Origin of the sequence: Saccharomonospora sp., from assembly GCF_027317685.1 — a bacterium.
In the GTDB taxonomy this organism is placed as follows: Bacteria; Actinomycetota; Actinomycetes; order Mycobacteriales; family Pseudonocardiaceae; genus Saccharomonospora.
On sequence record NZ_DAHVQP010000028.1, the window covers coordinates 1 to 25,914 of the forward strand.

Here is a 25,914-nt window from a genome sequence, read left to right on the forward strand (position 1 = left end):
TGAAGGCCGGGCAGAAGTGCACCGCGATCCGGCGCGCGTTCGTGCCCGCCGAACTGCTGGACGACGTCGCCCAGGCCGTGAGCGAGCGTTTGGCGAAGGTCACGGTGGGCAACCCGGCCGACCCCGAGGTCCGGATGGGGGCGTTGGCCAGCCTCGAACAACGCGAGGAGGTGCGCCGTTCGCTGAAGGCGCTGCAGGACGCGGGACGGATCGTGTTCGGCGACCCCGACCACGTCGACGTCGTCGACGCCGATCCGCAGCGCGGCGCGTTCCTGTCCCCGGTGCTGCTACGAGCCGACGATCCCGAGCGGGCCGAACCGCACGAGGTGGAGGCGTTCGGACCGGTGTCGACCCTGCTGCCCTACACCTCCGTCGAGCAGGTCGTGGAACTGGCCGCACGTGGACAGGGCAGTCTGGCCGGTTCGGTCGTCACCGGTGACGCCGACTTCGCGCGCGAGGTGGTGCTCGGCGCGGCGCCGTGGCACGGCAGACTGCTGGTGCTCGACACCGACAACGCCCGGGAGTCCACAGGCCACGGTTCACCGCTGCCGATGCTCGTACACGGTGGCCCCGGCCGGGCGGGCGGCGGTGAGGAACTGGGTGGCATCCGAGCGGTTCTGCACCACATGCAGCGCACGGCCGTGCAGGCCAGCCCGACGGTGCTGACCGCCGTCAGCGGCCGGTGGGTGACCGGCGCGCCGAGGTCGGAGGGCGTGCACCCGTTCCGCAAGTCGTTGGCGGAACTGAGGATCGGCGACTCGGTGCTCGCGGGCCCTCGCACCGTCACCGCCGACGACGTCGCGCACTTCGCGGAGTTCACCGGCGACACCTTCTACGCCCACACAGACCAGGCAGCGGCGGAGGCCAACCCGCTGTTCGGCGGCATCGTGGCGCACGGCTACCTGGTGGTGTCGTTCGCGGCCGGACTGTTCGTGTCGCCGGAACCGGGGCCGGTGCTGGCCAACTACGGGCTGGAGAACCTGCGGTTTCTGACACCGGTCAAACCGGGCGACGAGCTGACCGTGACGCTGACGGCCAAGCAGATCACCCCGCGCGAGAACGCCGACTACGGCGAGGTGCGCTGGGACACCGACGTCACCAACCAGCACGGGGAGTCGGTGGCGAAGTACGACGTGCTCACGCTCGTCGCGAAGGAGAATCCTCGATGACACTCGAAGCGCAGTTCGAACGCACCCTGGCCAAGGATCAGCGTATCGAGCCGAGGGACTGGATGCCCGACGCCTACCGCGCCACGTTGATCCGCATGATCGCGCAACACGCGCACTCAGAGATCATCGGCATGCAGCCGGAGGGCAACTGGATCACCAGGGCGCCGTCGTTGCGGCGCAAGGCGATCCTGCTCGCCAAGGTGCAGGACGAGGCGGGACACGGGCTGTATCTGTACTCGGCGGCCGAGACTCTCGGCGCGGACCGGACGGAACTGACGGAGAAGCTGATCTCCGGCAGGCAGAAGTACTCGTCGATCTTCAACTACCCGACGTTGACCTTCGCCGACGTGGGCGTGATCGGCTGGCTGGTGGACGGCGCGGCCATCTGCAACCAGGTACCGCTGTGCCGCAGCAGCTACGGCCCGTACGCGCGGGCGATGATCCGCATCTGCAAGGAGGAGTCGTTCCACCAGCGACAGGGCTACGAACTGCTGATGACGATGATGCGGGGCACCGAGGAACAACGCCGTATGGTGCAGGACGCCACCGACCGGTGGTGGTGGCCGTCGCTGATGATGTTCGGGCCCCCCGACGCCGAGTCGCCGCACACAGCGCAGTCGATGGCGTGGAAGATCAAACGCCACACCAACGACGAACTCCGACAGAAGTTCGTCGACATGACGGTGCCGCAGGCCGAGGCACTGGGCGTGACCCTGCCCGATCCGCAGCTGAGGTGGAACCCCGACCGCGGTCACTACGACTTCGGCGAGATCGACTGGTCCGAGTTCAAACGCGTTCTCGCGGGACAGGGGCCGTGTAACGCGCAGCGGCTCGCGCGGCGCCGCGCGGCTCAGGACAACGGGGCGTGGGTGCGGGAAGCGGCCGCGGCCCACGCGGAGAAACAGGCGAACAGGAGGGCGGCATGAGCGAGAGATGGCCGCTGTACGAGGTGTTCGTGCGCGGGAAACGAGGCCTCAACCACGTGCACGTCGGGTCGCTGCGCGCCGCCGACGACCGGATGGCCCTGCACCACGCGCGCGACCTCTACACCCGGCGTAACGAAGGGGTCAGCATCTGGGTGGTCAAGGCGGCCGACATCACCGCCTCCAGCCCCGACGAGAAGGACCCGTTCTTCGAACCGAGTGCCGACAAGGTGTACCGGCATCCGACGTTCTACGACATCCCCGACAACGTCCCACACATGTGAGGGGGTGTGCCGTGGCTTTCGACAACGCTTATCAGGCATTGGCGGACAGCGTGGGAAGCGACGACTCCCGGTGGGCCTTCGGAACCGGGTTCGTCGATCCTCTGTCAGGAGTGGACACCTCTGTTCCCTCCGGAGTGGACGGTGAGGATCTGGCTGCGTACTGCCTCATGCTCGGTGACGACGCGTTGATCTTCTCGCACCGGTTGCAGGAGTGGTGCACGAACGCCCCCGAGCTGGAGGAGGAGGTCGCGCTCGCCAACATCGCACTGGACCTGCTCGGCCAAGCCCGCCTGCTGCTCACCCGGGCGGGCAAGGCCGACGGAACCGGTCGAGGAGAGGACGAACTCGCGTTCTTCCGCCCCGAACACGAGTTCCGCAACGTGCGTCTCGCCGAACTGCCGCGTGGCGACTTCGGCCAGCTGATCGCCGTGCTGCTGGTGTTCTCCACGTGGCGGCTCGCGCTGTTCCAGCGGCTGCGTGCCTCGCGTGACCCGGTGCTCGGCGCCGTCGCGGACAAAGGGGTCAAGGAACTCACCTACCACCGCGACCACGCCGCCCAATGGGCCGTGCGTCTCGGCGACGGCACGGACTTCTCCCGCGAGCGGATGCAGGCCGGGCTGGAGAACGTCTGGCCCTATGTCGAGGAACTGTTCACCACGCACGAGGTCGAACGGCACATGGCCGAATCCGGGGTCGGCGTGGACCCGGCGGAAGTGCGCGCCGAGTTCGACGACGTGCTGGCGCGGGTGTGCTCGGTGGCGACGCTTCAGGTGCCCGACGTGCCGGACCGGGACGGCGTGTCCGGCCGGACCGGACGACACGGCGTGCACACCGAGTCCCTGGGCTTCCTGCTGGCCGAGTTGCAAAGCGTCGCCCGCACCCACCCGGACGCGACATGGTGACCGCCGTGCGAACCGCCCGCCAGGTGGCGGAGACGGTGACCGATCCGGAACTGCCGATGCTCACGTTGGCCGACCTGGGCGTGTTGCGCGAGGTATGGGAGGAGGACGGCACGATCATCGTGTCGATCACCCCCACCTACACCGGATGCCCCGCCCTCGACACGATGCGCGACGACCTCGTGCACGCTCTCCAGCGGGCCGGATATCCCAAGGTCGAGGTGCGCACGGTGCTGCGCCCCGCGTGGTCCAGCGACTGGATCACCGAGGAGGGCCGCCGCAAGCTCGCCGAGGCCGGGATCGCCCCGCCCGGCCGGGCGCGGTGCCACGGCACGGGTCCGGTGCCGCTCACGTTGGCTCCACCCGTGTCCCGCGTGCGATGCCCACAGTGTGGTTCGACGGACACCGAGGAGGTGTCGCGCTTCAGCGCCACCGCATGCAAGGCACTACGCCGGTGCCACGCATGCCACGAACCTTTCGAACACCTCAAGGAGATCTAGAGTTGACCGCGATCACGAAGCCCCGGCTGCGCGGGGAGTTCCACACTCTCACCGTCGCGGACGTCACCAGGCTGTGCGCTGACGCGGTGGCCGTCACGTTCGACGTCCCGGCCGACCTGGCACAGGCGTACGCCTTCCGGGCGGGACAGTCGCTGACCGTGCGGCGGCTGGTCGACGGCCGGGACGAGCGACGGTCGTACTCGATCTGCGCGCCCGAGGGGGCACCGCCGCGCATCGGTGTCCGCGAGGTGCCGGGCGGGCTGTTCTCCACCTGGCTGGTACGGCAGGTCCAGCCGGGTGACACGATCGAGGTGGGCACGCCCACCGGCAATTTCAGTCCCGACCCTGATGTGCCGGGCCACCATGTGCTGATCGCGGCGGGCTCCGGGATCACGCCGATGTTATCGATCGCGGCCACGGTCCTGCGTGAGCCTGCCACCACGGTCACCCTGCTGTACGGCAACCGGCGCACCGACACCGTGATGTTCGCCGACGAGCTGGCCGAGTTGAAGGACCGCTACCTGGACCGGCTGGAATTGGTGCACGTGTTGTCCCGCGAACCACGTGAGGCGGACCTGTTCACCGGCAGGCTGGACGCGGAGAAGTTGGCAGCACTGCGGCCGGTGCTGGGGGACTTCGCGCGGGTGGACCACTGGTGGCTGTGCGGCCCGTTCGACATGGTCACCACCGTGCGCGAGCAGCTCCGAGGCGCTGGAATACCAGCCGAGAGGATCCACCAGGAGTTGTTCTTCGTCGACGACGTTCCCCCGGAGCCTGTTCGGCACGAGGACGCGCCGGTCGACGGGCACACCAGTGACGTGACGATCGTGCTGGACGGCCGTTCGACGACCGTGGCGTTGCCGAGGAACGTACCGGTACTCGACGGGGCACAACGCACGCGGCCGGACCTGCCGTTCGCCTGCAAAGGTGGTGTCTGCGGCACCTGCCGCGCCAAGGTGGTCGAGGGGAAAGTGCACATGCGGCGCAACTTCGCCCTTGAGGAGTCCGAAGTAGACGCAGGCTTCGTACTCACCTGCCAGTCGCTTCCGGTGTCGGAGTCGGTGGTCGTCGACTACGACGTCTGAAGACGACGGTGGCGGTGATGTCCGCACAGCGTGGTTCGCCGTGGTGGGTGAGATGACTCCCACCCGCCACGGACATCCGGTCTCACGCGAGCGAGACCAGGTCGCGGTAGTCGTCGTTCCACAGGTCCTCGACGCCGACGGGGAGCAGCAGTACCCGGTCCGGGCGGAGCGCGTCGATGGCTCCGGCGTCGTGGGTGACCAGTACGACCGCGCCGCGGTAGGTGTCGATGGCGCGCAGGATCTCGGTGCGTGAGGCCGGGTCGAGGTTGTTGGTCGGCTCGTCGAGCAGCAGCACGTTGGCGTCCGAACACACCAGTGTCGCCAACGCCAGTCGGGTTTTCTCCCCACCACTGAGGACCCGCGCCGGTTTGTCCACGTCGTCGCCGGAGAACAGGAACGAGCCGAGCACCAACCGCGCTTCACCGTGCGTGAGTTGGGAGGCGGCGTCGGTCAGGTTCTCCAACACCGTGCGGTCACCGTCCAACGTCTCGTGTTCCTGCGCGTAGTACCCCACCCGAGCCCCCGGGCCCCGAACCACCCGGCCGGTGCTCTGTTCTTCGTGCCCGGCCAGGATGCGTAGCAGCGTCGTCTTCCCCGCGCCGTTGAGTCCGAGGATCGCGATGCGCGCACCCCGATCCACCATGACGTCGACGCCGCAGAACACCTCGTGCGAGCCGTACCTCATGGACAGTCCTTCGGCGGCCAGCGGTGTCCTGCCGCAGGGCGGTGGATCCGGCAGACGAAGTCTCGCCACCTTGTCCGAACGCCGTTCGGGTTCGGTCTCGGCGAGCAGTCGATCCGCGCGGCGCACCATGTTCTTGGCCGCCACCGCGGTTTTCACGTGACCCTGCATCCTCTGGGCCTGGGCCCGCAGTCTGTCCGCCTTGCGTTGCGCGTTGACCCGTTCCCGGCGGCGTCGCCGCGCATCCGCCTCGGCTTGGTCGAGGTAGGCCTTCCAGCCGACGTTGTAGACGTCGAGCGTGCTGCGGTTGGCGTCGAGGTGGAACACCCGGTTGACGGTCTCCTCCAACAGTTCGACGTCATGGCTGATCAGCACCACTCCGCCGCGGTATTCACACAGGAACCGGCGCAGCCAACCGATCGAATCGGCGTCGAGGTGGTTGGTCGGTTCGTCCAACAGCAACGTGTCATGGTCGGCGAACAGCAGGCGCGTTAACTCGACCCGACGAAGCTGTCCACCGGAAAGGGTGTTCAACGGACGGGAGAGCGTGGACTCGGGAAGACCCAGGTTCGCGGCGACCTGGGCTGCGGCGGCTTCGACCGCGTATCCGCCGTGCGCGAGAAACCGGTCCTCGGCCGCGGCGTAGGCGCGCATCGCCTTCTGCAATTCGCGACCGTGGGACCGTTCCATGGCCGCTTCCGCGGCCCGCAGATCACGAACCGCTTCGCCCATTCCCCGGGCGGACAGGATCCGATCCGCGACGGTCACCACGTGCTGTCCCGAGGCGCTCGACCGCACCCCGTCTCGCGGTGACTGCGGCAGATACCCCACCGATCCGGTGCGGTTGATCTGCCCCTCGGCGGGAAGTGTCTCGCCGGCGAGGAGTTTCGCGAGCGTGCTCTTCCCGGCGCCGTTGCGACCGACCAAGCCGATCTTGTCGCCCGCGGAGACGTGGAAGCTGGCGTTGTCCACAAGTAGGCGCGCACCAGCGCGCACAGTAATGTTACTGACGGTAATCAAAAAAGATCTCCCAGATCTGGCTCAAGGCACACTTCCCCTGCGAGAGGGAGTCGCCGAGCTAGTAGATCCGGGAATCAGGCATGTCTGGATCTTAGCGCACTCGGGCTTTGCGTACCCACCGGTTTTATTTCCGAGGACTATCGCGACGCCTCGTCCGGGCGGCTTCAGCGAGTACGCAGCGCGTAGCGGCGTTCGGCGTAGGCGAGGTCGTCACGCCACAGTCTGGCCGCGGCGCGGCGGATCAACGGCCGCAACAGCGGTGCGCCCTTGCGGGCGAGGGCGAACCCACGGCGGTCGGAATCGGCGACGACGGCTTCGATGACGGCGGTACGGGGACGGCCGTCGGAGATCCGGCCGAGGGGAGTGGCGTGGGTTTCCACGACACTGCCCGCACCCTCGCCCTCGAGGATCCGCATCACGACCGTGCGCGGTTCGGGACAGGTGAACTCGGCCAGGACGGGGACACCGAGCCCGGCGCCGACGCGGAACGTGACGGCGACGACGAACCGGTCGTCGCCGTCGGGCACGTCACCCTCGGGTGGGGCGGACACCACATCGAGCCTGGTGAATGAGTACGGGTGGAACCACGCGCCGTGCCAGGGATCGAGCCGGTTCGCGACGATGTCGGCGGGTTCGCAGACCCCGGTCACGGTGGCCACCGAATCCAACGCGGCTCCCGCGGGACGACGTGGCACGACGGGTTCGTCCAGTGGTTCCTCGCCGCCGACGCGGTCGAGCCGAACCCAGGCGAGCACCCCGTCGTCATGGCTGGGGAACGCACGCCAACCGGACCCGGACGAGCCTACGCGCAGTCCGTGCCAACGACAGACCAGCTCTCCACAATCCACTGTGGCCTGGGCCAAGGGAGCGCCGAGATGCGGGCACGCACCCGGGCCGACCCGAAGGGCACCGTCGCCGCCACGCCACGCCACCAGCTCGACTCCGGCGACGGTGACACCGAACGGCCGGTCCGCCCGGATCTGTCTGCTCGCGCCCAGGACGTACCAGTTGCCAGACGGTCGGGCCTGTGCCCGCTTCAACGCGCCTTCGATCACCGCGGGCTTGGCGGCGCGGTAACTCGGCTCCTGAGCGGCCCAGCGAGTGCGGGGGATGGGTTGCAGCGGCCAGCTCGCCGGCCATCGCCGCCTGCGTTCGGACCTGGGATGTTCAGTCATGGGACACCGCCTTTCCCGACACCGGCCAGTGCGCGCAGCACCGCGGACCTGCCCTTGGTGGGCACCGAATGCAGCTCGTGTCCGGCGAGTCTCCAGCCCGCGAGCAGGCAATTGGCCGCGTGCAGCCCCGTGCTCGCCGCCCTCTCCATCAGCGCGACCGGAAGATCGATCCGGATGCCGTCGCCCGCGAGCACCAGACCGGGAAACGGAGTGCGGACGCGAGGCCGGGAGGAGAAGGCCCCGACACCGAACAGCGGGCAGTCCGCTCGCCACTGCACCGAGTCACCGATCAGGTTCGCGCCCACCGTCTCCGGATAGGTCTCGTGGAGTCTGCGCAGAAGCCGCGCGCACAGTTCGTCCACGTCGGCGTCCGCGGAAGCCGCGTAGGCGTGCAATTCCACCACCGAGCCGCCGTGTTCCCGCGTCCAACGTGCCGCACCACGTTCGTAGCGTTCCAGGACACTGATGTTGTCCAGCGGATCGAGCCCTCCGGTGGCCAGGAACGCGGGCCGGTGCGTGGCTACCGGTCGGTCGAACCAGCACCGCCACACGAGGAAAGGTGGCGCGGTCCGCAACGCGTCCACCTCGGCACGCCAACGGAGATCGTCGAGATCGGGCGAGGCGTTCACGATGTCGCGCAGCCCGCCGACATCGGTGGCCAGTACCACCGCATCGACTTCGCTGCCGCCCTCGTCGTGGTGCACGACATAGCCCTGCGCGGTCCTTTCCAGACCCAGCACCCTGTTGTTCGTGCGCACGGTGGCGCCGAGGCCGGTCAGATAATCGGCGAGCGGGCCCCACAGGCTGCTCTGGAAGTCGTCCTCGGGCGCATCGAAGATCAACCCCTCCGCCGAGCCGAGGAAGTACAGGTGGAACATCGTCGCCAGTTCGGCGGCGGACAGCCGGTCCGGCGGGGCGAAGAAACTGCGCGAGAACACGTCGAACGCCAGATGCCGGGCTGCGGGCGGAAAGTTGATCCGACGCAGGAACGTCTCCGCGTCGACGTGGTCGAGCAGTTCGTACGTCCCCGGAACCGACACCGCTGCCAACGGAGCCGCCGCTCGCGCGTTCAACCGGATCAGATCACGAACACGAAAGGTGGGGCTGCGCAGAGCGAAAGCCAACGCGTTCCACGGTGGTGTGCGCGGAAGTTCCCGAAAGGTGTCGATGCGTCCATGGGCGTCCTGCAGCGGATAGTCGGCGATCTCGATCAGCCGGTCGAGCCCGGGATCGGTGCGACGCAGTAGCGCGCGCAGGTTGTAGTACTGCCGGAAGAAAGCATGAAAACCCCTGCTCATACTCACCGGGGTGCCGCAGGGCAAGCGCTCGGTCCAACTGGCGACCCGTCCGCCGAGCCAAGGTTCACGCTCCAGTACTTCCACCGCCACGCCGCGTTCGGCGAGCCCGGTCGCGGCGGCCAGCCCGGCGATGCCACCACCCACCACGACCACGTGAGGTCGCCTGGCGAGCGCGCTCGCGTGGCCCGCCCCTGCCGGCGCCCGGTGCCGGACGATCCTGCGGTCAGCCACACTCGCTCCCACGTCTGCTCGCCAGGAAGGTGTGCACCACGCCCCGCTGCCAGCCGGTCATCGTCTCGCTGTGTATCGCGGTGAACCCGGCGTCGGCGAGCCTGTGCCGGAACCGGGCCACACCGTCGAAGGCCGCGACACTGCGCCACAGGTGCCGATACAGCGTGGTGTCCCCGTCGACCAACCGCGCGGCCGGAATGATCACGCCCCAGCACACGGCGTGCCACACGGCGGTGGCCAGGACCGAATCACGCACGGAATACTCGTGCACGGCCAGCGTCGCCCCCGGACGCAGCAGCCGGGCCAGCGCTCGAAGCTGAGTATCGGGATCAGCGAGATTACGCACCAGATACGCGGCGAGGATGCCGTCGAACGCCCCGGACACCCCGGCCAACTCCTCGATACTCGTATGAACGAAACGTACCGACTCCGGCCACGGCTTACGCCGTGCCTCGGCCAGCATGCGCGCCGAAGCATCGACCGCGACGATCTCCGCACGCGGCGCGGCAGCCAGCAGCGCAGCGGTGGACGCACCGGTTCCGCAGCCGACATCGAGCAGCCGCAGACCCGCACCCTCCCCGGGCAACCGAAGCCGCTCGGCGGAAAGCCGCAGATGCGCGTGATATCCCGGATTGAGGCCGACCAGCCGGTCGTAACTACGTGCCCCCTCGTCGAAAGCGTTCGGCACGACCGCGCGGCGCAGCCCATCACGAAGCAGCATGCTCACGGCGCCTCCGTGTCTTGCGGGATGCCCTCCCCTGCTGTGGCCGTAGAAATCGTGCCGCAGCGGGGGCCCAGCCCGGTCGGCTTTCGTGAGCAGTTGGTGCCGATTCTCGCTCACGGCGCCTCCGTGTTCTTCGTCGTTGTTGGCGTTCCCACAACAGCAGCACCGCTGTGATGAGACTGAACCCGAACAGGAAATCTTCCACCGGGATGTCCCAGGGAAACCGCACGTCGAGCGTGTGCTCGTCGACATAAAGCACGATCGGCGCGGAAAGCTTGGTGAGCCAACCGTCGACGGGCACCTGGAAGCTCAGCATGATCGTCATCGATATCCAGTAGGCGGGTTTGCGGAACAACCCGGTGCGCAGAACGAGCAACTCCCACACGCACACCACGATCACCGACAGCACAGCGGGCAGGGTGTAGCCGAGCCCGGTCATCGGTTCGCCCTGTTCACCCGCAGCTTGGCGAGCATGGCCTCGACACACCCGTAGGTGAGCAGCGCGCACAACGGGATCACCAGGAAGAACAACAGTTCTTCCAGTGGAAGGCCGAACGGCAGTTCGACACCGACGAGGTAACGGCGATCGAAGTCCCACACCCCGGCCACGGTCGCGAGCACGTCCCACACCAGGAATACCCCTGCGGCCGGGAGGATCGCCCGGGCCGCTTGCACCGGTCGTCGATAGACCCACGCGCCGAGGAACTCCAACGGCAACGTCACCAACAGACACGCCGCCAGCACGAGCAGGTACTGCCACCGCTCCATCAGCCCATCCCTTCCCGTGCCGGGGCAGTCCCGACCCCACGGCCACCACGGCGCACCCACCACGCCCTGGCCAGGGCCCCGGCAGCCACCGTGATCCTGCGTCCGGTGCCGACTCTCGCGCGGTGGGCGAACACCGCGAAGTCGGCGTGCTCGATCTCGTCCAGGATTCCGGAGTAGAGGGTGGCCGCCGTCTCGATACACGGCCGCGACACCGGATGCAGCAGCGCGATCCCGGCCCGCGCGTAGCGGTAGATCTCCTTGGTCACGGAATGCTGCTCGGCCAACGCCTTCCGCACTCGCGGTTCAATGCGTTCGCGGTGCGAGCACCAGCGCAGCAGCTCACGATCGACACCGTGCGCGGCCAGCTCGTCGGCGGGCAGATACACCCTGTCGCGCTCCAGGTCCTCGGCGACGTCCCTAAGGAAGTTCGTCAGCTGAAACGCCTTGCCCAACGCGGCCGCGTACGGCTCCGCGTTCGCGGGTGGACAGACCGTGCCCAAAACGGGCAACATCTGCAACCCGATCACCTCAGCCGAACCCCGCATGTAGCCGTCCAGTGCCGCCCGGTTCGGATAGTCGCGCACGGTGAGGTCCATCCGCATCGAGCGGAGGAAGTCGGCGAACAACGTGGTGTCGATGCCGTAGCGGCGCACGGTGTGCACCAGCGCGGCCAGAGTCGGATGTTCGCTGGCCCCCTCGGCGAGCCCTCGCGTCAATTCGTGGGACAGGTCGTCCAGCCGCCGCGCCGTATCGGCCGGGCCAGCACACGGCTCGTCGACGATGTCGTCGGCCCAACGGGCGAACCCGTACAGGGCGTGAACAGCTGGCCGTTGCCCCGGAGTCAGCAACCGGGTAGCCAGAAAATAGGTCCGGCCGTGCTCGGCGTTCAGAGCGCGGCAACGCAGGTACGCTTCGCGCAACACCGGATCGAACACCCCGGCCGCATCCAGCTCTGTCGAGTTCATCCAGGACCACCGGTGCCCATGAGGTCAGCATGAAACCGAAGCACGGTCACTGCAATTCGGCCACGGAACACTAATTCGGCCGGGGAACGTCAAAGCCACTCGTGGCTGATGACGGTCGTCCCCCTGCCTGGGCTGCGTACGGGAAGACCGGTGATCCGGTCGGCGGCCAGCTTTCCGGACAGCAAGGCGGTGGGCACGCCGACCCCGGGCACGGTGCTTCCCCCGGCGAGCACGGCGTTGTCCACTCCACGGGGCAGGTTGCTCGGCCGGAACGGGCCAGTCTGGCCGAATGTGTGCGCCAGCGAGAAGGGCGTGCCCGCCACCATGTCCGACTCCGCCCACTCTTTCGGGGTGAGCACATGGGTGAACCCGATGGCGTCCCGCAGTCCGGGCAGGAGTCTCTTCTCCACCACTCGTGCGATCTGCTCGGCGTAGCCCGGTCCTTCGCGTTCCCAGTCGATCGGTGCGCGGCGCAGGTTCGGCACCGGGGCGAGCACGCTCAGCACGTCGTCGCCCTCCGGTGCCAGCCGCGGGTCGGTGGCCGTGGGCCGGGTGACCAGTAACGAAGGATCGTGCATCAGCTCACCGTCCACGATGAGTCGGCGGAACGTATCGGCCCAGGCCTCGCCGAACAGGAGCGTGTGGTGGCCCACGTCCGGCCAACGACGCCGAGCGGCCACATGCAGCACCACCGCCGACGGAGCCGCACGCAGGGGCAGCGGCCTGCGTGGGGTGCGGCCGAGCAGACAGTAGGACACCGGTAGTTCGGTGGTGAGTACCACGGCGTCGCAGGGCAGCCGTTCACCGGCCGCGGTGCACACGGCCCGCACCCGGCCGCCGTTCCGCTCCAATGCGGTCACGCGGGTGCAATAGTGGAAACGCACCCCGGCGTTCTCGGCCGCGGCGGCCAGGCCGTCCGGTAGGGCGCGCATGCCACCGCTCGGGAAATACACCCCGGACACGGTGTCCATGTAGGCGATCACGGCGTACAACGCGAGCGCACGTTGCGGTGACGTGCCCGCGTAGAGGGACTGGAAGGTGAACACCCTGCGGAGCCGCTCGTCGGTCAGGAAACGCCCGATCGCCGTCTCCAACCTGCGGAAGCCTCCCAGCGCCGCCAGACGTGCCAGCTCCGGAGTGACCATCGTCAGCGGGGAGTCCAGATTGGCCGCGATGAACCGGTCGAGCTGAACCCGGTAGAGACTGTGCAACCAGGCACGTAGTCGGAGATACCCGGCGGCCTCGGTGGGGCCCGCGAAACGCTCCACTTCGGCGGCCATGGCCTCGCCATCGCTGTGCACGGCAAGCCCACTGCCGTCGGCGAACTCCGCGCGATATGCCGGTTCCACCCGGACCAGCGGTACCCGCTCGGCCAACGAGTCACCCACAGCGGCCAGGGTGGCCTCCACGATGTCCGGCATGGTCAGCACCGTGGGGCCGGTGTCGAACAGATAGCCGTCCCGGTCGAACCGTCCCGCGCGCCCTCCGGGAACCGATTCCCGTTCGAGCACGGTCACTCGGCGTCCGCGTCCGGCCAGGTGCAGTGCGGCCGCGAGGCCGGACAGCCCGGCACCGACCACGATGATGTGATCGGTTCTTCCCTTCACGGTGCGCATCAGCAAGCGACCCCGCAGCAGATTCGATGAGCGTCGACAACGGTCGTTCCATCATCGGCGGCTCGCTGACGGAGCCGCAACTCAGCGGACCGATCCCGAAGCACAGCTCTGTTTCAGTTCACGGAAGGCGGGTAGCACTTCCGTGCACAGTGGATCGTAGTTTTCGTGGAAGGACCGGTCGGGGAGCACCTGCATGGTTGTTCGGGAACGGGCCTGGGCCGGATCGTGGCTCGACCCGCAAGCGTCGACCACTTTGGTGATTGTGCGCCCGTGTGGACTGGGGACAGCAGAGCGGTTCCCCGTGGGCCACGGTTTCCCCGGGCCGGGAAGGCGTCGGGACGCTGGTGGGTGACTTCCCGACACGCAGCGGAAAGCGCAGGGCCTCGTGCCGTGACGTGGGCAAGGGAGTGGGCCGCCGATGCGGCGTGACGGCACCGTTTCGGCCGAGGGACGGAAAAGCGACCTGGTGCGTGCGGTGGTGCTGCTGGCCGCGGTCGTGTTGCAGACGGTGGCCGGGGCGATCGGCGGCAGTGGCGCGTGGGGTGAACCCGTGGGGTCGGTGGCGAACTCCTATCCCACCTTGGTCCTGCCGGGTGGTGGGGCTTTCTCGATCTGGACCCTCATCTACGTGTTGAGCATCGCCCTGGCGGTGCGTGCGGCCCTTCCCGGGCAGCGTCGGATGGTGGCTCGTCGCGGCCGTGTCCGGTGCGGCGAGTACCGGTGTGGCTCTGGGGATCACGCCACCTCCTTCCGTGGCCGTGTCTCTCGCGGTGCTGGCGGTCCTCGGTACCGCGACAGCCGCTGTGTTCGCCACGGTGCGGCTCTACGCGGTCCTCGGGTTCGCTGCCACCGTCGCGTGGGCTCTGGCGTGGATCGCCGTCGCGACTCCGTCGTGGCCGGTGGCCGCGGCGGCGATCGTGGGCGGGCTGTCCGTGCTGCTCGCGGCTGTTCGGTCGTTCTGGCGTGCGGAGAACCGTGTTCGGGTGGCCTGGGGCTGAGCGTGGGGCCGGGGCGGTTTTCCGTGACGGTGGTGAGTGAAGCGCTGTCGGTGCGGCGACGCCCAGCGCGGTATCCGACCTGTTGCGCAGGAGGATCGGATGCACTCGGAGTCTCTTCGCACCGTCACTGACCCGAATCGTTGACCGTGCTTCGTCCGTTTCAATCAGCGGACTGTCCGACCGATGTTGCCGCCGATCGGTGGAGGGAATTACTCCTTCCGAGTCGAGGCGACCACTTGTTATGCGGTGTTGGCGTGACGTCAACGCTGGTCATCCTGGTTCGATGGCGAACATCGAGCAGCACCGGGACCCGACCTCGTTGACACCAAAAGCGATCTCGGAGAGCGAGTGCGCCCGGTTTCGCAACAGGAACCTGCGCCAGCCGGGAAGAGGACGCCGAGTCCACGCCGTGGAGCTGCGGGAGTGGACCGCCGGGTTGAAGATACCGATCCCGGCATGTCACCAGTCGGTCGACCCGGTGAAATTGGTCCGAGATAGTCGGGCCGTGAGACAGCCAGTGGACTGCAAGCGATGTCTGGCCCGTGGTCCGAACCCGCGCACCCCACTGACAGTCATCGACGGCGGTCAACTCACCTTGGACTTCGACGCTGACGATGATCCGTGAGGGGCCACTTCCGGGAGTGAACCTGTTGACCGTCGAGGTCAATCTGGCGTGATCTTCGCACGGTTCGGGGTTTACGGGTTCAGTCCGGCCATCGATGCCGTATCCGGCTATGAAATCTCGCTCGCTTGCCTTCATTTCAGCGGAGTTTTGCTTGATGGGATCTGCTGCGGCTGTATTGACGATGATGACGACGACGTTTTTGGGGGTTGTGATTTCGGCTCCGGCGGCTAGCGCTAGCGAGGCGAACGGCGAAGTCGGTGCTGCGGCTTCCTGCTATGACTACAAGGGGAACTACAAGGCTGACATGTTGGGTGGCTTCACGAGTTTGAAGCGGACCACTTCGCATTGCAACGACATCAACATCTACAGTCCTGTCGGAAGTTCTGTCGCCAGGGTCTGCTTCTGCAAGAAGGTCGTCCCGGCAGACCTTTTATATTGCGAAAGCTGGAAGGTAGCCCCGAAGAACAGGTGGACCGTCATCTCCACCGATGACCAAGACGGCCAGCCGTTCAAGGTCAGCTTCTATCGCACTCCGGCATCGGGAGTATATGGGGGATTCATCGCCGCCTGAGCGTCTTCCGATATGGGTTTTCGGGTCGTAACGGTGTCCGTCAGTGCGTGATCGGGTTCGCTCGTCACCGCGCTGGCGGACATTTTCTGGCAATGCTTCTTACCGTGGATCGACCACCATCCAGGGCTCGGCCCGCCTGCCCCGGAGGCGGCTGCCGGACGGTGAGTGAAACAGTCGATTCAGGGGAAAATCCAGCGGCATCGCGGACTGTTTCTTCGCGGTCGGCCGTCGAGGCGGGACAGAGACTCAACGCGAGTCGGTGTCATCAGTGTTGGAGACGACACCCGCTAGGAAGCTTCGGATGGTGTGGATGAATAGTTGTTCGGCGTTCCATTCGTTGGCTTTGACCGCTTCGGCCAGGGTGGGTTGTGCTTGGGGGTCTACGGTTCCGAAGATGTTGGTGCGGCGTCGGGGTGAGTGCATTGCTTCGGTGAGGCTGGTGCCGAGTGTGTATTTTTCCAGTCCGTCGAGCATCAGTACGTGGAGTCGGGAGGGTACGCCGGCTTCTTGGAGGAATGCGGCGATGCGGTCGTAGACGTTGATGAGCACGTCGCGGGGCATGTGTTGTAGTAGCACGGGTGCGGCGTTGCGGTGTCGGAGGACGGCGCGTCGGAAGTTCAGGCTGAGTTGTACGAAGAATTCGGACCATTCCGAGTCGGGTTTGCGCCGTGGGAACGGGATTTCCAGCAGGATGGCGCGTGCTACTTCGGCGAGGATCTCGTTTTTGTCCTGGAAGTGGTGGTACAGCGAGGGTGCGGTGACGTTCATTTCCTTGGCCAAACGCGGAGTGCTGAGCGCGTCGAGGCCCTCGGCGTCGATAATCTCCAGGGCGGTCGCGACGATGGATTCGCGGGTCAGTAAGGGTTGCTTCGGACGGGGCATAGCCCCCAGTATCCGGCATAGCCGCCGGCCGACCCCGACCAACGGGTTGTGGGCGTGATCCCAATCCGAAGACTGTCGATTATCGGCGGTTCATCGGCGACGACTCGCCTCTCACCGCTGTTCGTCACCCGTGAACCCACGAATTTCGTTGCCGCCCGCTGTTTTAGTTTTCCCAGTCGGTGAGTACTTCGTCGGTGTGTGTGCCGGGTTTTGGTGCGGGTGCGGGTGTGGGGGGTGGTGCGGGAGAAGCATGGTGCGGGTGCGGGTTGGGGTGTTCCGTCTAGTTCGGTGATGGTGCCGCGCTCTGCGAGGTGGGTGGTGTGCTGCCTCGGGGCCATGACGCTGGAGCCGATGACGCTGGGGCCGCCGAGGCCTCGGCGTGCGATCCGGGTGCACGAGCCGACACGGAATCGTCCGGGCTTCCCGCTTCGATGAGGCGTGGGGCCGGCCCCACGGCCTTCAGGACATGTGGGCGGTCGCGCGTACTGCTTCGACCGCATCGGCGGTGCTGCGGTAAAGCGGTATACGTGTTTCCAGGCCGGTGATCTGTAACGGTCGTAGGACGACGCGTGTGGCGGCGACGAGTGCCCAGGGGAAGTTCTGGTGTGCTGCGCAGCCGTCCAGCTCACTCAGCACCCCGAGCCCCGAGGCGCTGAGGAAGACCACGTCACGCATGTCGAGCACAAGGCCTCGCGGCCGTGATCGAGAAGTATGTCGGATGATCCAGCGCCGGAGCACCGGCGTGGACAGAAGATCGAGCTCTCCGGTGATGCGTGCGAGTACGACCTCGCCGCCCCACCGGTGTTCGGCGTCGATACGGACGCCGTGGGTCTCCGTCGAAGGCAGCGGCGCAATGGGGCTGGTGGGTTCAGTGGATGTGGAGACCGAGCCCGCCACTGTCCGCGGAAGCATCTGGCACCCCTCTCCGGTAGTGATCACGGTGCGGAAGTCGAGCTGTGACCGGCTTCCGTGAAGAAATTTCCGTTTTCGGCGACGGGATTCACTGTTGAAGACCCGGTATTTGCCTGTATACCCGCTCAACGCATTTTCCGCAGCTTTTATTCTGTTGTGACAGGCGTCACTTTTGTTGTTGATATTTATTGTTTGCTCGTGTTTGAAAATGTTGCCGGTTTGGCCTGGGTGCGCCAAACATGCAGGTGGTGGCAGGGTTGAGGGGTTGTACGGTGCTCTTCCGTCACTGTTGTTCCACATGTCTGGCTATCGGCTGGTTCAGATAAATTTCCCTTCCTGTCCGCCGAAGAATTTCTCTTCGTTGCTCTCGGCTTAACCGATCCAGTATCGAAGTTTTATTGGTCGATTAATCTTGTTTTCTTTATGGGGCAGAACCCTAAGTGTTCATTCAATTACTCTATGTTCCCCATTTTTCGGGAAGTGTGAACACCGAGAGATCGCCGAGCGGCTTCGCCCGAGCTGGGAGCTCGGCGGCCTTGCAGCACGACCGGGGTACTTCAGCGTCCGCGTGGGAGGTCAGTGCGGCAGGACGAACAGCGCGGGCTGCTCGTCGACGCCATGGAGCCCGCGCAGGCGACGGCAGCGGCGGCACGACACCGGCAGCGTGGTGGGACGCAGTTCGCCCTGGGCGCCGTGTCCGGCGAAGCCCTGACGGCATGCCGGGGCCGGAAGCCGCAGGCCGTTGATCCAGGGCACCCAGTCCACCGCGTGAGTGACCCGGGACGAGCCGACGTGCAGGTTGTGACCCGCGAACAGTTCTTCCTGGTCAGCGGCAAAAGCCGCGGGGTCGGCGTGGTAGTCCGGTTCCGGCGTGGCCATGTGGCTCAGTATGCGCACCATGCTCGGTCGGTGGTAGTCGACAGACCGGCCACCACCGTGCGAATTCCCGGTCCGCGATACCGCGCGATACCGAAGGCCTCGCACGTGGCTTGCCCGGCCGGATCAGTTCGACGGCCCCGAGTCCGCCGACTTCCGCGGCGGATGCAGCACCGTCGGCCCGAGCACGTGACACAGGTGCAGGGCGACTTCGAGGTCGAGGCGTCCTTCGGTCAGTGGCCGGCCTCGTTCCCGTTTCGCCTTGGCCAGTCGATATTTCACGGTGTTGCGGTGCAGCATGAGTCTTTTGGAGGTCTCGACGTAACTGCCGGTGCGGAGGAAGGTCCGCACGGTCTCCCGCAACCGTGCCGCGGGTTCGGTGTCGGTGGCCAACGCCCCGAGGGTGTCGGCGACCCATCGTCGGCTGACCGGGAGGTCTCGAACCAACATCGCGACGACAGCCATACCGTCGTCGCCGTAGGACATCACCCTCGTATGCGAGGCGCTGCTGGCTCTGGCGACGGTGTGAACGGTGTTGGCCTGCTCCAGGGTTCGGCGGAACCCTTCGATGCCGGACACGGGAGTGCCCATCGCGGCCCGCACGGCCGGAGTCTCCGCCAGCACCCCCTGGACTCGGGCCGTGTCGACCGATGACGTCGCCTCCGGTACGTGGCACCACACCCAGGCGGTGCTGCGGTCGACCGGCATGAACAGCGGCTCGCTGGAGCTTCCCAGCACACGGGCGAGCCGAGCCGCCAGCGACCGGAGGACCTCGATCTGGTCGGCTGCCTGGAGTGTTCTCTCGTCCCAGAGCACCGTGGCGACGTGCGGACGGTTGAGGCGGTAGCCCGCGGTGCGGGCGAACTGGTCGCATTCGACTGGCTCACGGTCGAGTACGCGGTGCACGAGCCGGAAGATGTCGGTGGCGTTCTGCTTCATGAGTGCCTGCCGCTCCGCCTCGTGAGCGTCGAGCACCACCCGGGTGATCCAGTCGACGTAGTGATGCAGCCACCCGGCGAGGTGGTGCAGCAGGCGTAGTTTGAGCTCCGAGGGACAGTCCAACAGCTGGAGCTCGTGGAAGATCTCGGCGAGCAGATCGTCCGAGCCGATGTGGTAGGCCCGTCGTAGCGGTGCCGCCGACACGCCGGCCCTGGCCAGTCGGATGGCGTACTCCGTCGCCGCGGTGGCCGGCTGTAGATGCTCGATCGGGATGTCGTTGCGCAGCATGTGCAGGATCGTGGTGATGTTGCCCTCGACGCTGGCATGCAGCATTTCGGTCAGTTCCGGGTTGGCGAGGTCCGCGATGGCGTCCTCGATCGCGGCGTTCATGCTGTCGTTGAGTTCGGTGTGCCGCGCCTGCAACCGTTCCGCGACGCAGACCACGAGGGCTCGGATCTTCGCGGCCTTCGGGGTGTCGTTCGAAACCAAACGTCGTTTCAGACGTCCTGTCACGAGGCGACACTCCTCTCTTGCTCACAGTTCGCGTAGTGCCGAGCGCGCCGCGTTGTAACCACACATGCCGTGCGCGCCCGCTCCGGGTGGGGTGCTCGCCGAACACAGGTAGACCCCGGGCACGCCGAGGTAGTAGGGGTTGAGCGTGAGTCGAGGTCGGAAGACCAATTGCAGTGCGTCGTTGGCGCCGGTCACCACATCGCCGCCGACGTAGTTGGGGTTGTGTTCCTCCATCTGTCGTGCGGATCGGACGTACCGGGCGAGAATCCGGTCGCGGAAGCCGGGCGCGAACCTCTCGATCTGTTCCTCGATCATCCGCGTGGCGTCCCCGGTCCAACCGTTGGGCACGTGCGCGTAGGCATAGACGGGCACGATCCCCCCGGCCGCTCGCGAGGGGTCGGCGACGTACTGCTGGCCCACCAGGACGAACGGTCGCTCCGGCATCCGCCCGCGGTTGACCTCACGTTCCGCCGTCGCGATCTCCTCGAGGGAGCCGCCCACGTGAACCGTGCCGGCGCGGCGTGACTCCTCGTGCCGCCAAGGCACGCCGTCCTGTACCGCGAAATCGACCTTGAACACGCCGGGTCCGTGGCGGTAGCGGGTCAGCGCACGGGAGACGTGCGAGGGCAGGCGGTCGCCGACGATCCGGGCCGCCGCGGCCGGAGCGACGTCGAGCATGACGATGTCCGGTGAGTCGAGTTCGTCGAGTGAGGTCACGGTGACCCCGGTCGTCACGCGGCCGCCGTGTTCGGAGAGCAGGTCGACGCACGCTCGCGCGATCGCGGACGACCCGCCCTCGGCCACGGGCCAGCCGTAGCGGTGGGCCGCCGTGCCGAGCGCGACACCGATCGCCGAGGAGACCGGTGAACCGAACGGGCGCAACGCGTGGGCGGCGACCCCGGCGAAAAGTGCCCGGGCCTCCGGGGTCGACCAGAGCCTGGCCAACACCGCCGCCGGGAGCAGGGACAGTGTCCCGAACCGGGCCAGTTTCACCGGGTGGGCGGGCACGTGCAGCATTGGGCGGAGGAAGTCCTCGGTGATGTCGTCGAATCGGTCGGCCAGCCAGCCGAAGACCCGCCGCCACGCGCGCCCGTCGGCGCCGAGCCCGGCCGCGGTCTCTTCCACCGACCGCAAGGCCGCCGCTCCACGGCCGCCGTCCAACGGGTGGGTGTACTGAACCTCGGGCCACCGCCAGCGCAGACCGTGCCGCGAGAGGTCGAAACACCGGGAGAACGGTGTGTCGACGGAGAGGGGATGAAACCCCGAGCATTCGTCGTGCAGTAGGCCGGGCAGGGTGAGCTCGCTGGTGCGAGTGCCGCCCCCGATCTCCGGTGCGGCCTCGAGGACCTCCACGTCCACGCCCGCCGCCGCCAGAGTAATGGCGGCAGCGAGCCCGTTGGGGCCGCTGCCGACCACCACCGCTTTCGTCATGCGCCGACCTTACCGCCGGGATCGTCGGTCGAGCTCCCAGGTTGCGGGGGATCCGTGGCCTTCGGCGCGGGATGAACGAAGTTCCCGGCCGGTTCGTAGCCGGGCAGGCGCCAGGTCACCTGGTGCGGAATCGGGCCGTTCGGGATCCACGGCTGTTCGGCCACCGCGTCCCGCACGTCGTAGTAGCCGCGCTCGACGACACCGAGGGCGGCGTCGATGACCTTGTACTGCACGGTCTTTCTGTGTATCGGCTGCGACTCGGTCCACGCCGTCACGAACTCGCCGGGCTCGAAGTCGCAGCGTTTCTGCACCATCGCGATCGTGCGTTCGTCGAACAGGTGTCCGTCACCGAACTGCCAGCCGACGAGCACGGTGCAGACCACTTCGCCTTCGCGTAGGCGGTAGTTCTCGAGCTTGTCGAGGTGCCGTTGCATGAGCGACAGGTGCATCCGGCCGTGGCTGTGCATGCTGCGGAAGGCCACGCACTTCTGCAGGAAGATCTCCGCCACGTCGGAGCCGTAGAGGGCGAGCAGTTGCTGTCGCTGGGTCTTCAAAGTCTTGACCAATCCCTTGTCGAGCTTGTCCTCCGCGTCGTTCATCCGGAACGCCATCGTCCCCGCCGCCCAGTTGCCGGAATATTGCCGCATGGAGACCAGGAAAGACACCCACTCGGGCTTGAGGTTGCCGAGGATCGGGCCCGTCAGGTAGAGCACCAGTGCCGCGGCGAGGATCCAGAGGCTACTGAAGTCGGACATCCCGTACCCGTCGTCCGCGAAGAAACCACCGAACAGAAACGGCGTGACGAACACGAAGAAGATGTTCCACTCAAGTGGTACGGCCAGCGGATACGTCGAGTAGATGAAGATGTGGAACAGCACCATGCCGGCGATCGCCAGCCAGGTGAGTGCACCGTTAGTCGAGAACAGAAGCACCAACGGCAGGCACAACTCCACGACGGTGCCACCGAGGTGCGCCCAGGCGAACGCCATCTTCGACGGACGCAGGTCGTTCGGCACGTTCTTGTAGAGCGAACGTTTGAATCGTTTGGACGTCAGCCAGGGAGTGTTGCTCATCATCGCCTGGACGACGAGGCTGAAGTGGTGGCCGAACTTGGACACCCCGGCGCCCAACCAGATGGTGACCATGGCGATCTTGGCGACGAGCACCATGTCGACGTGGTCGGCCAGGACACCGAAAGCCAACAGACACACGGCGTACTGCTCGGGCCTGGAGGCCAGGAACACGACCCGATCGCGAAATCCCATGACCAGGATGAGGACGAAGTAGACGGTCAGTGCCCAGCCGGGTAGTAGGCCGGCCTCGCTGTAAGAAGCTCCACTGCGGACTCCAGGGGTCAGGAGCAGGAACAGCAGGGTGGCCAGGATCAGCAAATAGAGGCCGACGTCGAAAACGGTGCGCTGGTCACCGAGAGTGCCGGGAACCTTGTTCGGATAGGGAGGAAGCCTGAGGGTGCCGACCTTGGTCCAGTAGCGCCAGCCACCGATCATGGGATCGAATTTGAAGGCCAGCGGCCCCCAGGACGCGGCGTGCCCGGTGATCTCCCACAGCACCGTCCACACCATGAGCTTCTGATAGACGATGAGCTCGCCCCACCAGCTACCGAGATCGGCCAGGCCGATCCCCGGAGTGGTCAGTCCGACGACGAGCCAGCCGCCGACCACGAAGAGAACGGTTTTCACGAGGTAGAGTGAGTGCATCTGCTTCGGGCCGCCGAAGCCGTATTCCGTCCAGTGCTTCGCCAGCATCCGAATTCTGTCCATGACCGGCATCGATTCGAATTCGGCCGGTTCCACCGGAGGCATGTCCGGAGTTTTGAAACCCATGGTGCTCTCCTTCGACGAAGGCAGCGTCTTCTGAGTGAGAGGGTTCGAATTCAGGTCGGATCCGCGTGGAGTCAGGCTGATCGAGTGTCCAGGGTTTGGCGGAGAGCTGGCTTGTCGACCTTTCCGACAGGGTTTTTCGGTAAGGCGTCGACGAGGTGGATGTGTTCGGGGACTTTCACTTTCGTGAGCTGGTTCCGGCAATGGGAGAGAAGTCGTTCCTCGGTGATGTCGGAATCGGGATAGACACTCACGTAGGCGACCGGGACTTCTCCGTATATCTCGTGGGCCCGGCCGATGACGGCGGCCTCGAGCACACCGTCCACAGCGGTGAGAACAGCCTCGATCTCCTTGGGGTAGATGTTCTCCCCACCTCGGATGATCATGTCCTTGACCCGGTCCACGATGGTCAGATAGCCGTCCTCGTCGAGGCAGCCGACATCGCCGGTGCGTAACCAACCGTCGACGATGGTTGCGGCTGTTTCCTCCGGCCTGTTCAGATATCCGCGCATCACCGTCGGGCCGGAGATGACGACTTCACCGTCCTCACCGGGCGGCAGGAACGAGCCGTCGGGCCCCATGATCCGGATTTCCTGCCCCGGCAGCGCGGGACCGACGGTGCCGAGCTTGCGGATGCCTTTCACCGGGTTGCAGGCGGAAGCGCAGGTGGCTTCGGTGAGACCGTAACCTTCGACGACCTCGAAACCGTACCGCTCATGCATGCGGGTCAACAGTTCACGAGAGATCGGTGCGGCCCCGCAGACGACGAATCGCAGCGAGGAGACATCGGCGTGGACGTTTTCGAGTAGAGCCGCGAGCATGGCGTAAATGGCGGGCACGGCCGAGAAATACGTCGGCCGTAGCCGTTCGACCTGTTCGAAGAACCGGCTCGCGGAGAACCTGCCGACTATGCTGACGCGGCCACCGCGGCGTAGCGGAGCCAGGACGCTCACCATGATCGCGTTGACATGGAAGAGGGGAAGGACCAACAAACAGTGGTCGTCCCCGGTCAAGCCGAGATGCTGTGCCATCGTCTCGGACATGGCCTCGGCGTGTCGATGGTCGAGCAGCACGCCTTTGGGGCGGCCTGTGGAGCCGCTCGTGTAAATCAACAGAGCCAGGTCGTCGCCTCCGAGGTCGGCGGGCGGCGGGGGCTCGCCCCGGCTCACGGTCCGCATGTCGTCGACGTGGATGACCGGTTTGCCTCCCGTGGGAGCGTCCGGGCCGAGGTTGACGACGAGTGCCGCTCCGGCGTCGTCGATCTGATAACCCGCCTCGTCCTCGGTGAAAGCGGGATTGACCGGGGTGATCGCTCCGGCCAGTCGCCAGGCCGCGAACATCGCGATGAGCAGTTCGACGCGGTTCGGTAACAGGACCGCCAGTATGTCGCCGCGGCCGAATCCGTGTTCGTCGAGCTGTTCGGCGAACGCTTCGACCCGAGCGTTGAATTGTCGGTGATTGAGCTCGACACGGTCGTCGCGGAGACCGACATGTTCCCAACGTCGACGCAGAGGGCTTGTTCGATTCCACGGCAAGTAACACAGTTCCATGTCACCCGCACCCCACATCGTTGTGTCGGTGATCACATTGAGGGCGGTTTTGACACTACGTGCAGACCGAGGGGCTTCCTATGTCCAGGGGGGACGAATTTCCCTTGGACTTCTGTGCATCACGCATAATCGGCTTCTCGGTCGATGCGGCGATACCCGGCGGTCCGATGGCGAGTGGTCAGGATCGAAAGCCCTGCTCAGGGGTGTAGAGCCTGCGTTTTCCACGGAGGGCCGCGGGTGGGCTCCGGGTGGGGGCTCGAGCGGAGCTTCCGTGTTCGTTGTTCGCGACGGCCATTCGTTGGGCGGTACGTCGCAGGGTGAAGGCGGCGGTGGCTCGGTCGGGCCGCCCTCGTCGGTCGGGTTCGTGATATCGACGCGAGAATTCTTTTGTGAAACACGACGGATTGAATTCCGCCGAAGTGGGAGATCCGCGTCGGTGTCGATGTGATCAGTCTCAGGAAAAGCGTCCGGGGAGTGGATTGACTCCTTGGTGTCATTAAGATTAAGCTCGGTTTCATGACCGCGAGGGCACATGATTTCTGTGCTGTTTATCTCATTTTCGAATCGGCAACCGATGGTGCGGCCGATCGGGCGGCTCGGCGACCATTATCCTCTTGTATGAGGAAAAACGATCGCTGGATCAACACGGTGAGAGCAGAAGACGCCGGAATGTGGGCATCGACCTCTTTCACGGGTCGGGAATAGGTATGGAAAGCATGGAAGTCTCCGCCGTCGAACACGATGAGGAACCCGATTATCGTTTCTCGTTGGCCAACGAGCGTACGTTTCTCGCGTACCTGCGGACGGCTCTCGCGCTCGATGCCGGCGCGCTCGCGGTGGTCCAGTTGCTGCCCGATGTCGCGAGTGTGCCGGTTCGCCAGATTTGTGCGGTCGTGCTCGGCACACTCGGTTGTGTGCTCTCGGTGGTCGCCTACCGGCGTTGGACGGCGAACCAGCGGGCGATGCGAAAGGGGGCACCGCTACCGCGCTCCCGTGTGATGGTGATGTCCACGGTCGTCGTGGCTTGTGCATCGGTGGTGGCGGTGCTGTTGGTGACCCTGTCGTGACATGCCATGACATCTGAGCGGGTGGCCGACCGGGGACTGCAACCGGAGAGGACAGCACTGGCATGGCAGCGCACCGCACTTGCGATCGGCGTCAACGGTGCGCTGCTGTGCCGGCATGCCACGGTCGCCTCCGTCCTGGTCGGGGTCGTGACCTTGGTCGTTGCGCTCGCCGTGGCGTGGATCGCGCACCGGCGCTACCGCGGCACCAGAGGCCGCCCGGTGCGCGGCATTCTCCTCCACACTTCCCGGGCGGCGGTTCTGGGCACGGCGGTGTGCGTCTGCATCAGCGTCGGTGTGGCCGTGGTGGCCCTGAGCTCCTGACAGTGGTGTCACGGGCCACGGACGACACCTCGTGGGATAAGCGGCGAGC

The 25,914-nt window shown here is 66.3% G+C and carries 24 protein-coding genes and 1 pseudogene; 10 read left to right on the forward strand and 15 right to left on the reverse strand.

The window, feature by feature from the left end:
• The 6 genes from paaZ to paaE all read left to right on the forward strand — a co-directional run.
• Positions 1–1,169, forward strand: a 1,169-nt coding sequence (gene paaZ, locus M7H19_RS02930; protein ID WP_298176802.1) for a phenylacetic acid degradation bifunctional protein PaaZ, incomplete at its 5' end; no start/stop codon positions are given.
• Positions 1,166–2,095, forward strand: coding sequence for a 1,2-phenylacetyl-CoA epoxidase subunit PaaA (paaA, locus tag M7H19_RS02935; RefSeq protein WP_298176804.1), 930 nt, complete (start codon positions 1,166–1,168; stop codon positions 2,093–2,095). The genes paaZ and paaA, both read left to right, overlap by 4 nt.
• Positions 2,092–2,376, forward strand: a complete 285-nt coding sequence (gene paaB, locus M7H19_RS02940) for a 1,2-phenylacetyl-CoA epoxidase subunit PaaB (protein WP_298176806.1) — start codon at positions 2,092–2,094, stop codon at positions 2,374–2,376. The genes paaA and paaB overlap by 4 nt, the downstream gene beginning before the upstream one ends.
• An 11-nt stretch (positions 2,377–2,387) precedes the next feature.
• Complete coding sequence (gene paaC / locus M7H19_RS02945; protein WP_298176808.1) at positions 2,388–3,278, forward strand: 1,2-phenylacetyl-CoA epoxidase subunit PaaC; 891 nt, start codon at positions 2,388–2,390, stop codon at positions 3,276–3,278.
• Entirely contained in the window at positions 3,272–3,775 is a 504-nt protein-coding gene (gene paaD / locus M7H19_RS02950; RefSeq protein WP_298176810.1) for a 1,2-phenylacetyl-CoA epoxidase subunit PaaD, read from the forward strand. The genes paaC and paaD overlap by 7 nt, the downstream gene beginning before the upstream one ends.
• Positions 3,776–3,777: 2 nt before the next feature.
• On the forward strand, positions 3,778–4,860 hold the full coding sequence (gene paaE, locus M7H19_RS02955) for a 1,2-phenylacetyl-CoA epoxidase subunit PaaE (protein ID WP_298176812.1): 1,083 nt from the start codon (positions 3,778–3,780) through the stop codon (positions 4,858–4,860).
• 82 nt (positions 4,861–4,942) lie between these two features.
• Here the strand turns inward: paaE and M7H19_RS02960 are convergent, their stop codons facing one another.
• The 8 genes and pseudogenes from M7H19_RS02960 to crtI all read right to left on the reverse strand — a co-directional run bounded on the left by M7H19_RS02960 (position 4,943) and on the right by crtI (position 13,339).
• Positions 4,943–6,562: an ABC-F family ATP-binding cassette domain-containing protein gene (locus tag M7H19_RS02960; protein WP_298176814.1), complete on the reverse strand. Its 1,620-nt coding sequence runs from the start codon at positions 6,560–6,562 to the stop codon at positions 4,943–4,945.
• A gap of 164 nt (positions 6,563–6,726) precedes the next feature.
• Positions 6,727–7,737, reverse strand: a complete 1,011-nt coding sequence (locus M7H19_RS02965; protein WP_298176816.1) for a DUF5914 domain-containing protein — start codon at positions 7,735–7,737, stop codon at positions 6,727–6,729.
• Positions 7,734–9,266, reverse strand: a complete 1,533-nt coding sequence (locus M7H19_RS02970; RefSeq protein WP_298176818.1) for an FAD-dependent oxidoreductase — start codon at positions 9,264–9,266, stop codon at positions 7,734–7,736. The genes M7H19_RS02965 and M7H19_RS02970 overlap by 4 nt, the downstream gene beginning before the upstream one ends.
• Positions 9,259–9,987: a class I SAM-dependent methyltransferase gene (locus tag M7H19_RS02975; RefSeq protein ID WP_298176870.1), complete on the reverse strand. Its 729-nt coding sequence runs from the start codon at positions 9,985–9,987 to the stop codon at positions 9,259–9,261. The genes M7H19_RS02970 and M7H19_RS02975 overlap by 8 nt, the downstream gene beginning before the upstream one ends.
• 145 nt (positions 9,988–10,132) lie before the next feature.
• A pseudogene (locus tag M7H19_RS02980) lies at positions 10,133–10,429 on the reverse strand (lycopene cyclase domain-containing protein); the annotation flags it as partial.
• On the reverse strand, positions 10,426–10,758 hold the full coding sequence (locus M7H19_RS02985; protein WP_298176820.1) for a lycopene cyclase domain-containing protein: 333 nt from the start codon (positions 10,756–10,758) through the stop codon (positions 10,426–10,428). The gene M7H19_RS02985 and the pseudogene M7H19_RS02980, both read right to left, overlap by 4 nt.
• Positions 10,758–11,723 carry a phytoene/squalene synthase family protein gene (locus M7H19_RS02990; RefSeq protein WP_298176822.1) on the reverse strand — a complete coding sequence of 322 codons (966 nt, stop codon included), beginning with the start codon at positions 11,721–11,723 and terminating at the stop codon, positions 10,758–10,760. Before M7H19_RS02990 ends, M7H19_RS02985 begins: the two co-directional genes overlap by 1 nt.
• A gap of 89 nt (positions 11,724–11,812) precedes the next feature.
• The gene (crtI, locus tag M7H19_RS02995) at positions 11,813–13,339 is read right to left on the reverse strand and encodes a phytoene desaturase family protein (protein ID WP_298176824.1); all 1,527 of its coding nucleotides are present in this window, start codon (positions 13,337–13,339) and stop codon (positions 11,813–11,815) included.
• 653 nt (positions 13,340–13,992) lie between these two features.
• Between crtI and M7H19_RS03000 the strand changes: the two genes are divergently transcribed.
• Together M7H19_RS03000 and M7H19_RS03005 are read left to right on the forward strand one after the other, a co-directional pair.
• The gene (locus tag M7H19_RS03000; protein WP_298176827.1) at positions 13,993–14,337 is read left to right on the forward strand and encodes a hypothetical protein; all 345 of its coding nucleotides are present in this window, start codon (positions 13,993–13,995) and stop codon (positions 14,335–14,337) included.
• A 734-nt stretch (positions 14,338–15,071) separates the two neighbouring features.
• A complete protein-coding gene (locus M7H19_RS03005) occupies positions 15,072–15,533 on the forward strand; it encodes a hypothetical protein (RefSeq protein WP_298176829.1) in 462 nt (153 codons plus the stop codon).
• A 246-nt stretch (positions 15,534–15,779) separates the two neighbouring features.
• Here the strand turns inward: M7H19_RS03005 and M7H19_RS03010 are convergent, their stop codons facing one another.
• The 7 genes from M7H19_RS03010 to M7H19_RS03040 all read right to left on the reverse strand — a co-directional run bounded on the left by M7H19_RS03010 (position 15,780) and on the right by M7H19_RS03040 (position 24,477).
• Positions 15,780–16,415 (reverse strand): TetR family transcriptional regulator, encoded by a 636-nt coding sequence (locus M7H19_RS03010; protein WP_298176831.1) that lies wholly within the window; start codon positions 16,413–16,415, stop codon positions 15,780–15,782.
• A 459-nt stretch (positions 16,416–16,874) separates the two neighbouring features.
• Positions 16,875–17,327, reverse strand: a complete 453-nt coding sequence (locus tag M7H19_RS03015) for an STAS domain-containing protein (RefSeq protein ID WP_298176833.1) — start codon at positions 17,325–17,327, stop codon at positions 16,875–16,877.
• A 576-nt stretch (positions 17,328–17,903) separates the two neighbouring features.
• Positions 17,904–18,206, reverse strand: a complete 303-nt coding sequence (locus M7H19_RS03020; RefSeq protein ID WP_298176835.1) for a hypothetical protein — start codon at positions 18,204–18,206, stop codon at positions 17,904–17,906.
• Between the two features lie 123 nt (positions 18,207–18,329).
• On the reverse strand, positions 18,330–19,655 hold the full coding sequence (locus tag M7H19_RS03025) for a helix-turn-helix domain-containing protein (protein WP_298176837.1): 1,326 nt from the start codon (positions 19,653–19,655) through the stop codon (positions 18,330–18,332).
• A 21-nt stretch (positions 19,656–19,676) separates the two neighbouring features.
• On the reverse strand, positions 19,677–21,086 hold the full coding sequence (locus M7H19_RS03030) for an NAD(P)/FAD-dependent oxidoreductase (RefSeq protein WP_298176838.1): 1,410 nt from the start codon (positions 21,084–21,086) through the stop codon (positions 19,677–19,679).
• The gene (locus tag M7H19_RS03035) at positions 21,083–22,930 is read right to left on the reverse strand and encodes a DUF3556 domain-containing protein (protein WP_298176840.1); all 1,848 of its coding nucleotides are present in this window, start codon (positions 22,928–22,930) and stop codon (positions 21,083–21,085) included. The genes M7H19_RS03030 and M7H19_RS03035 overlap by 4 nt, the downstream gene beginning before the upstream one ends.
• Positions 22,931–23,001: 71 nt before the next feature.
• Positions 23,002–24,477, reverse strand: a complete 1,476-nt coding sequence (locus M7H19_RS03040) for an AMP-binding protein (RefSeq protein WP_298176842.1) — start codon at positions 24,475–24,477, stop codon at positions 23,002–23,004.
• Positions 24,478–25,184: 707 nt separating this feature from the next.
• Between M7H19_RS03040 and M7H19_RS03045 the strand changes: the two genes are divergently transcribed.
• Positions 25,185–25,544 carry a DUF202 domain-containing protein gene (locus M7H19_RS03045; protein ID WP_363321329.1) on the forward strand — a complete coding sequence of 120 codons (360 nt, stop codon included), beginning with the start codon at positions 25,185–25,187 and terminating at the stop codon, positions 25,542–25,544.
• 6 nt (positions 25,545–25,550) lie between these two features.
• A complete protein-coding gene (locus M7H19_RS03050; RefSeq protein ID WP_298176845.1) occupies positions 25,551–25,865 on the forward strand; it encodes a DUF202 domain-containing protein in 315 nt (104 codons plus the stop codon).
• Positions 25,866–25,914 lie beyond the last annotated feature (49 nt).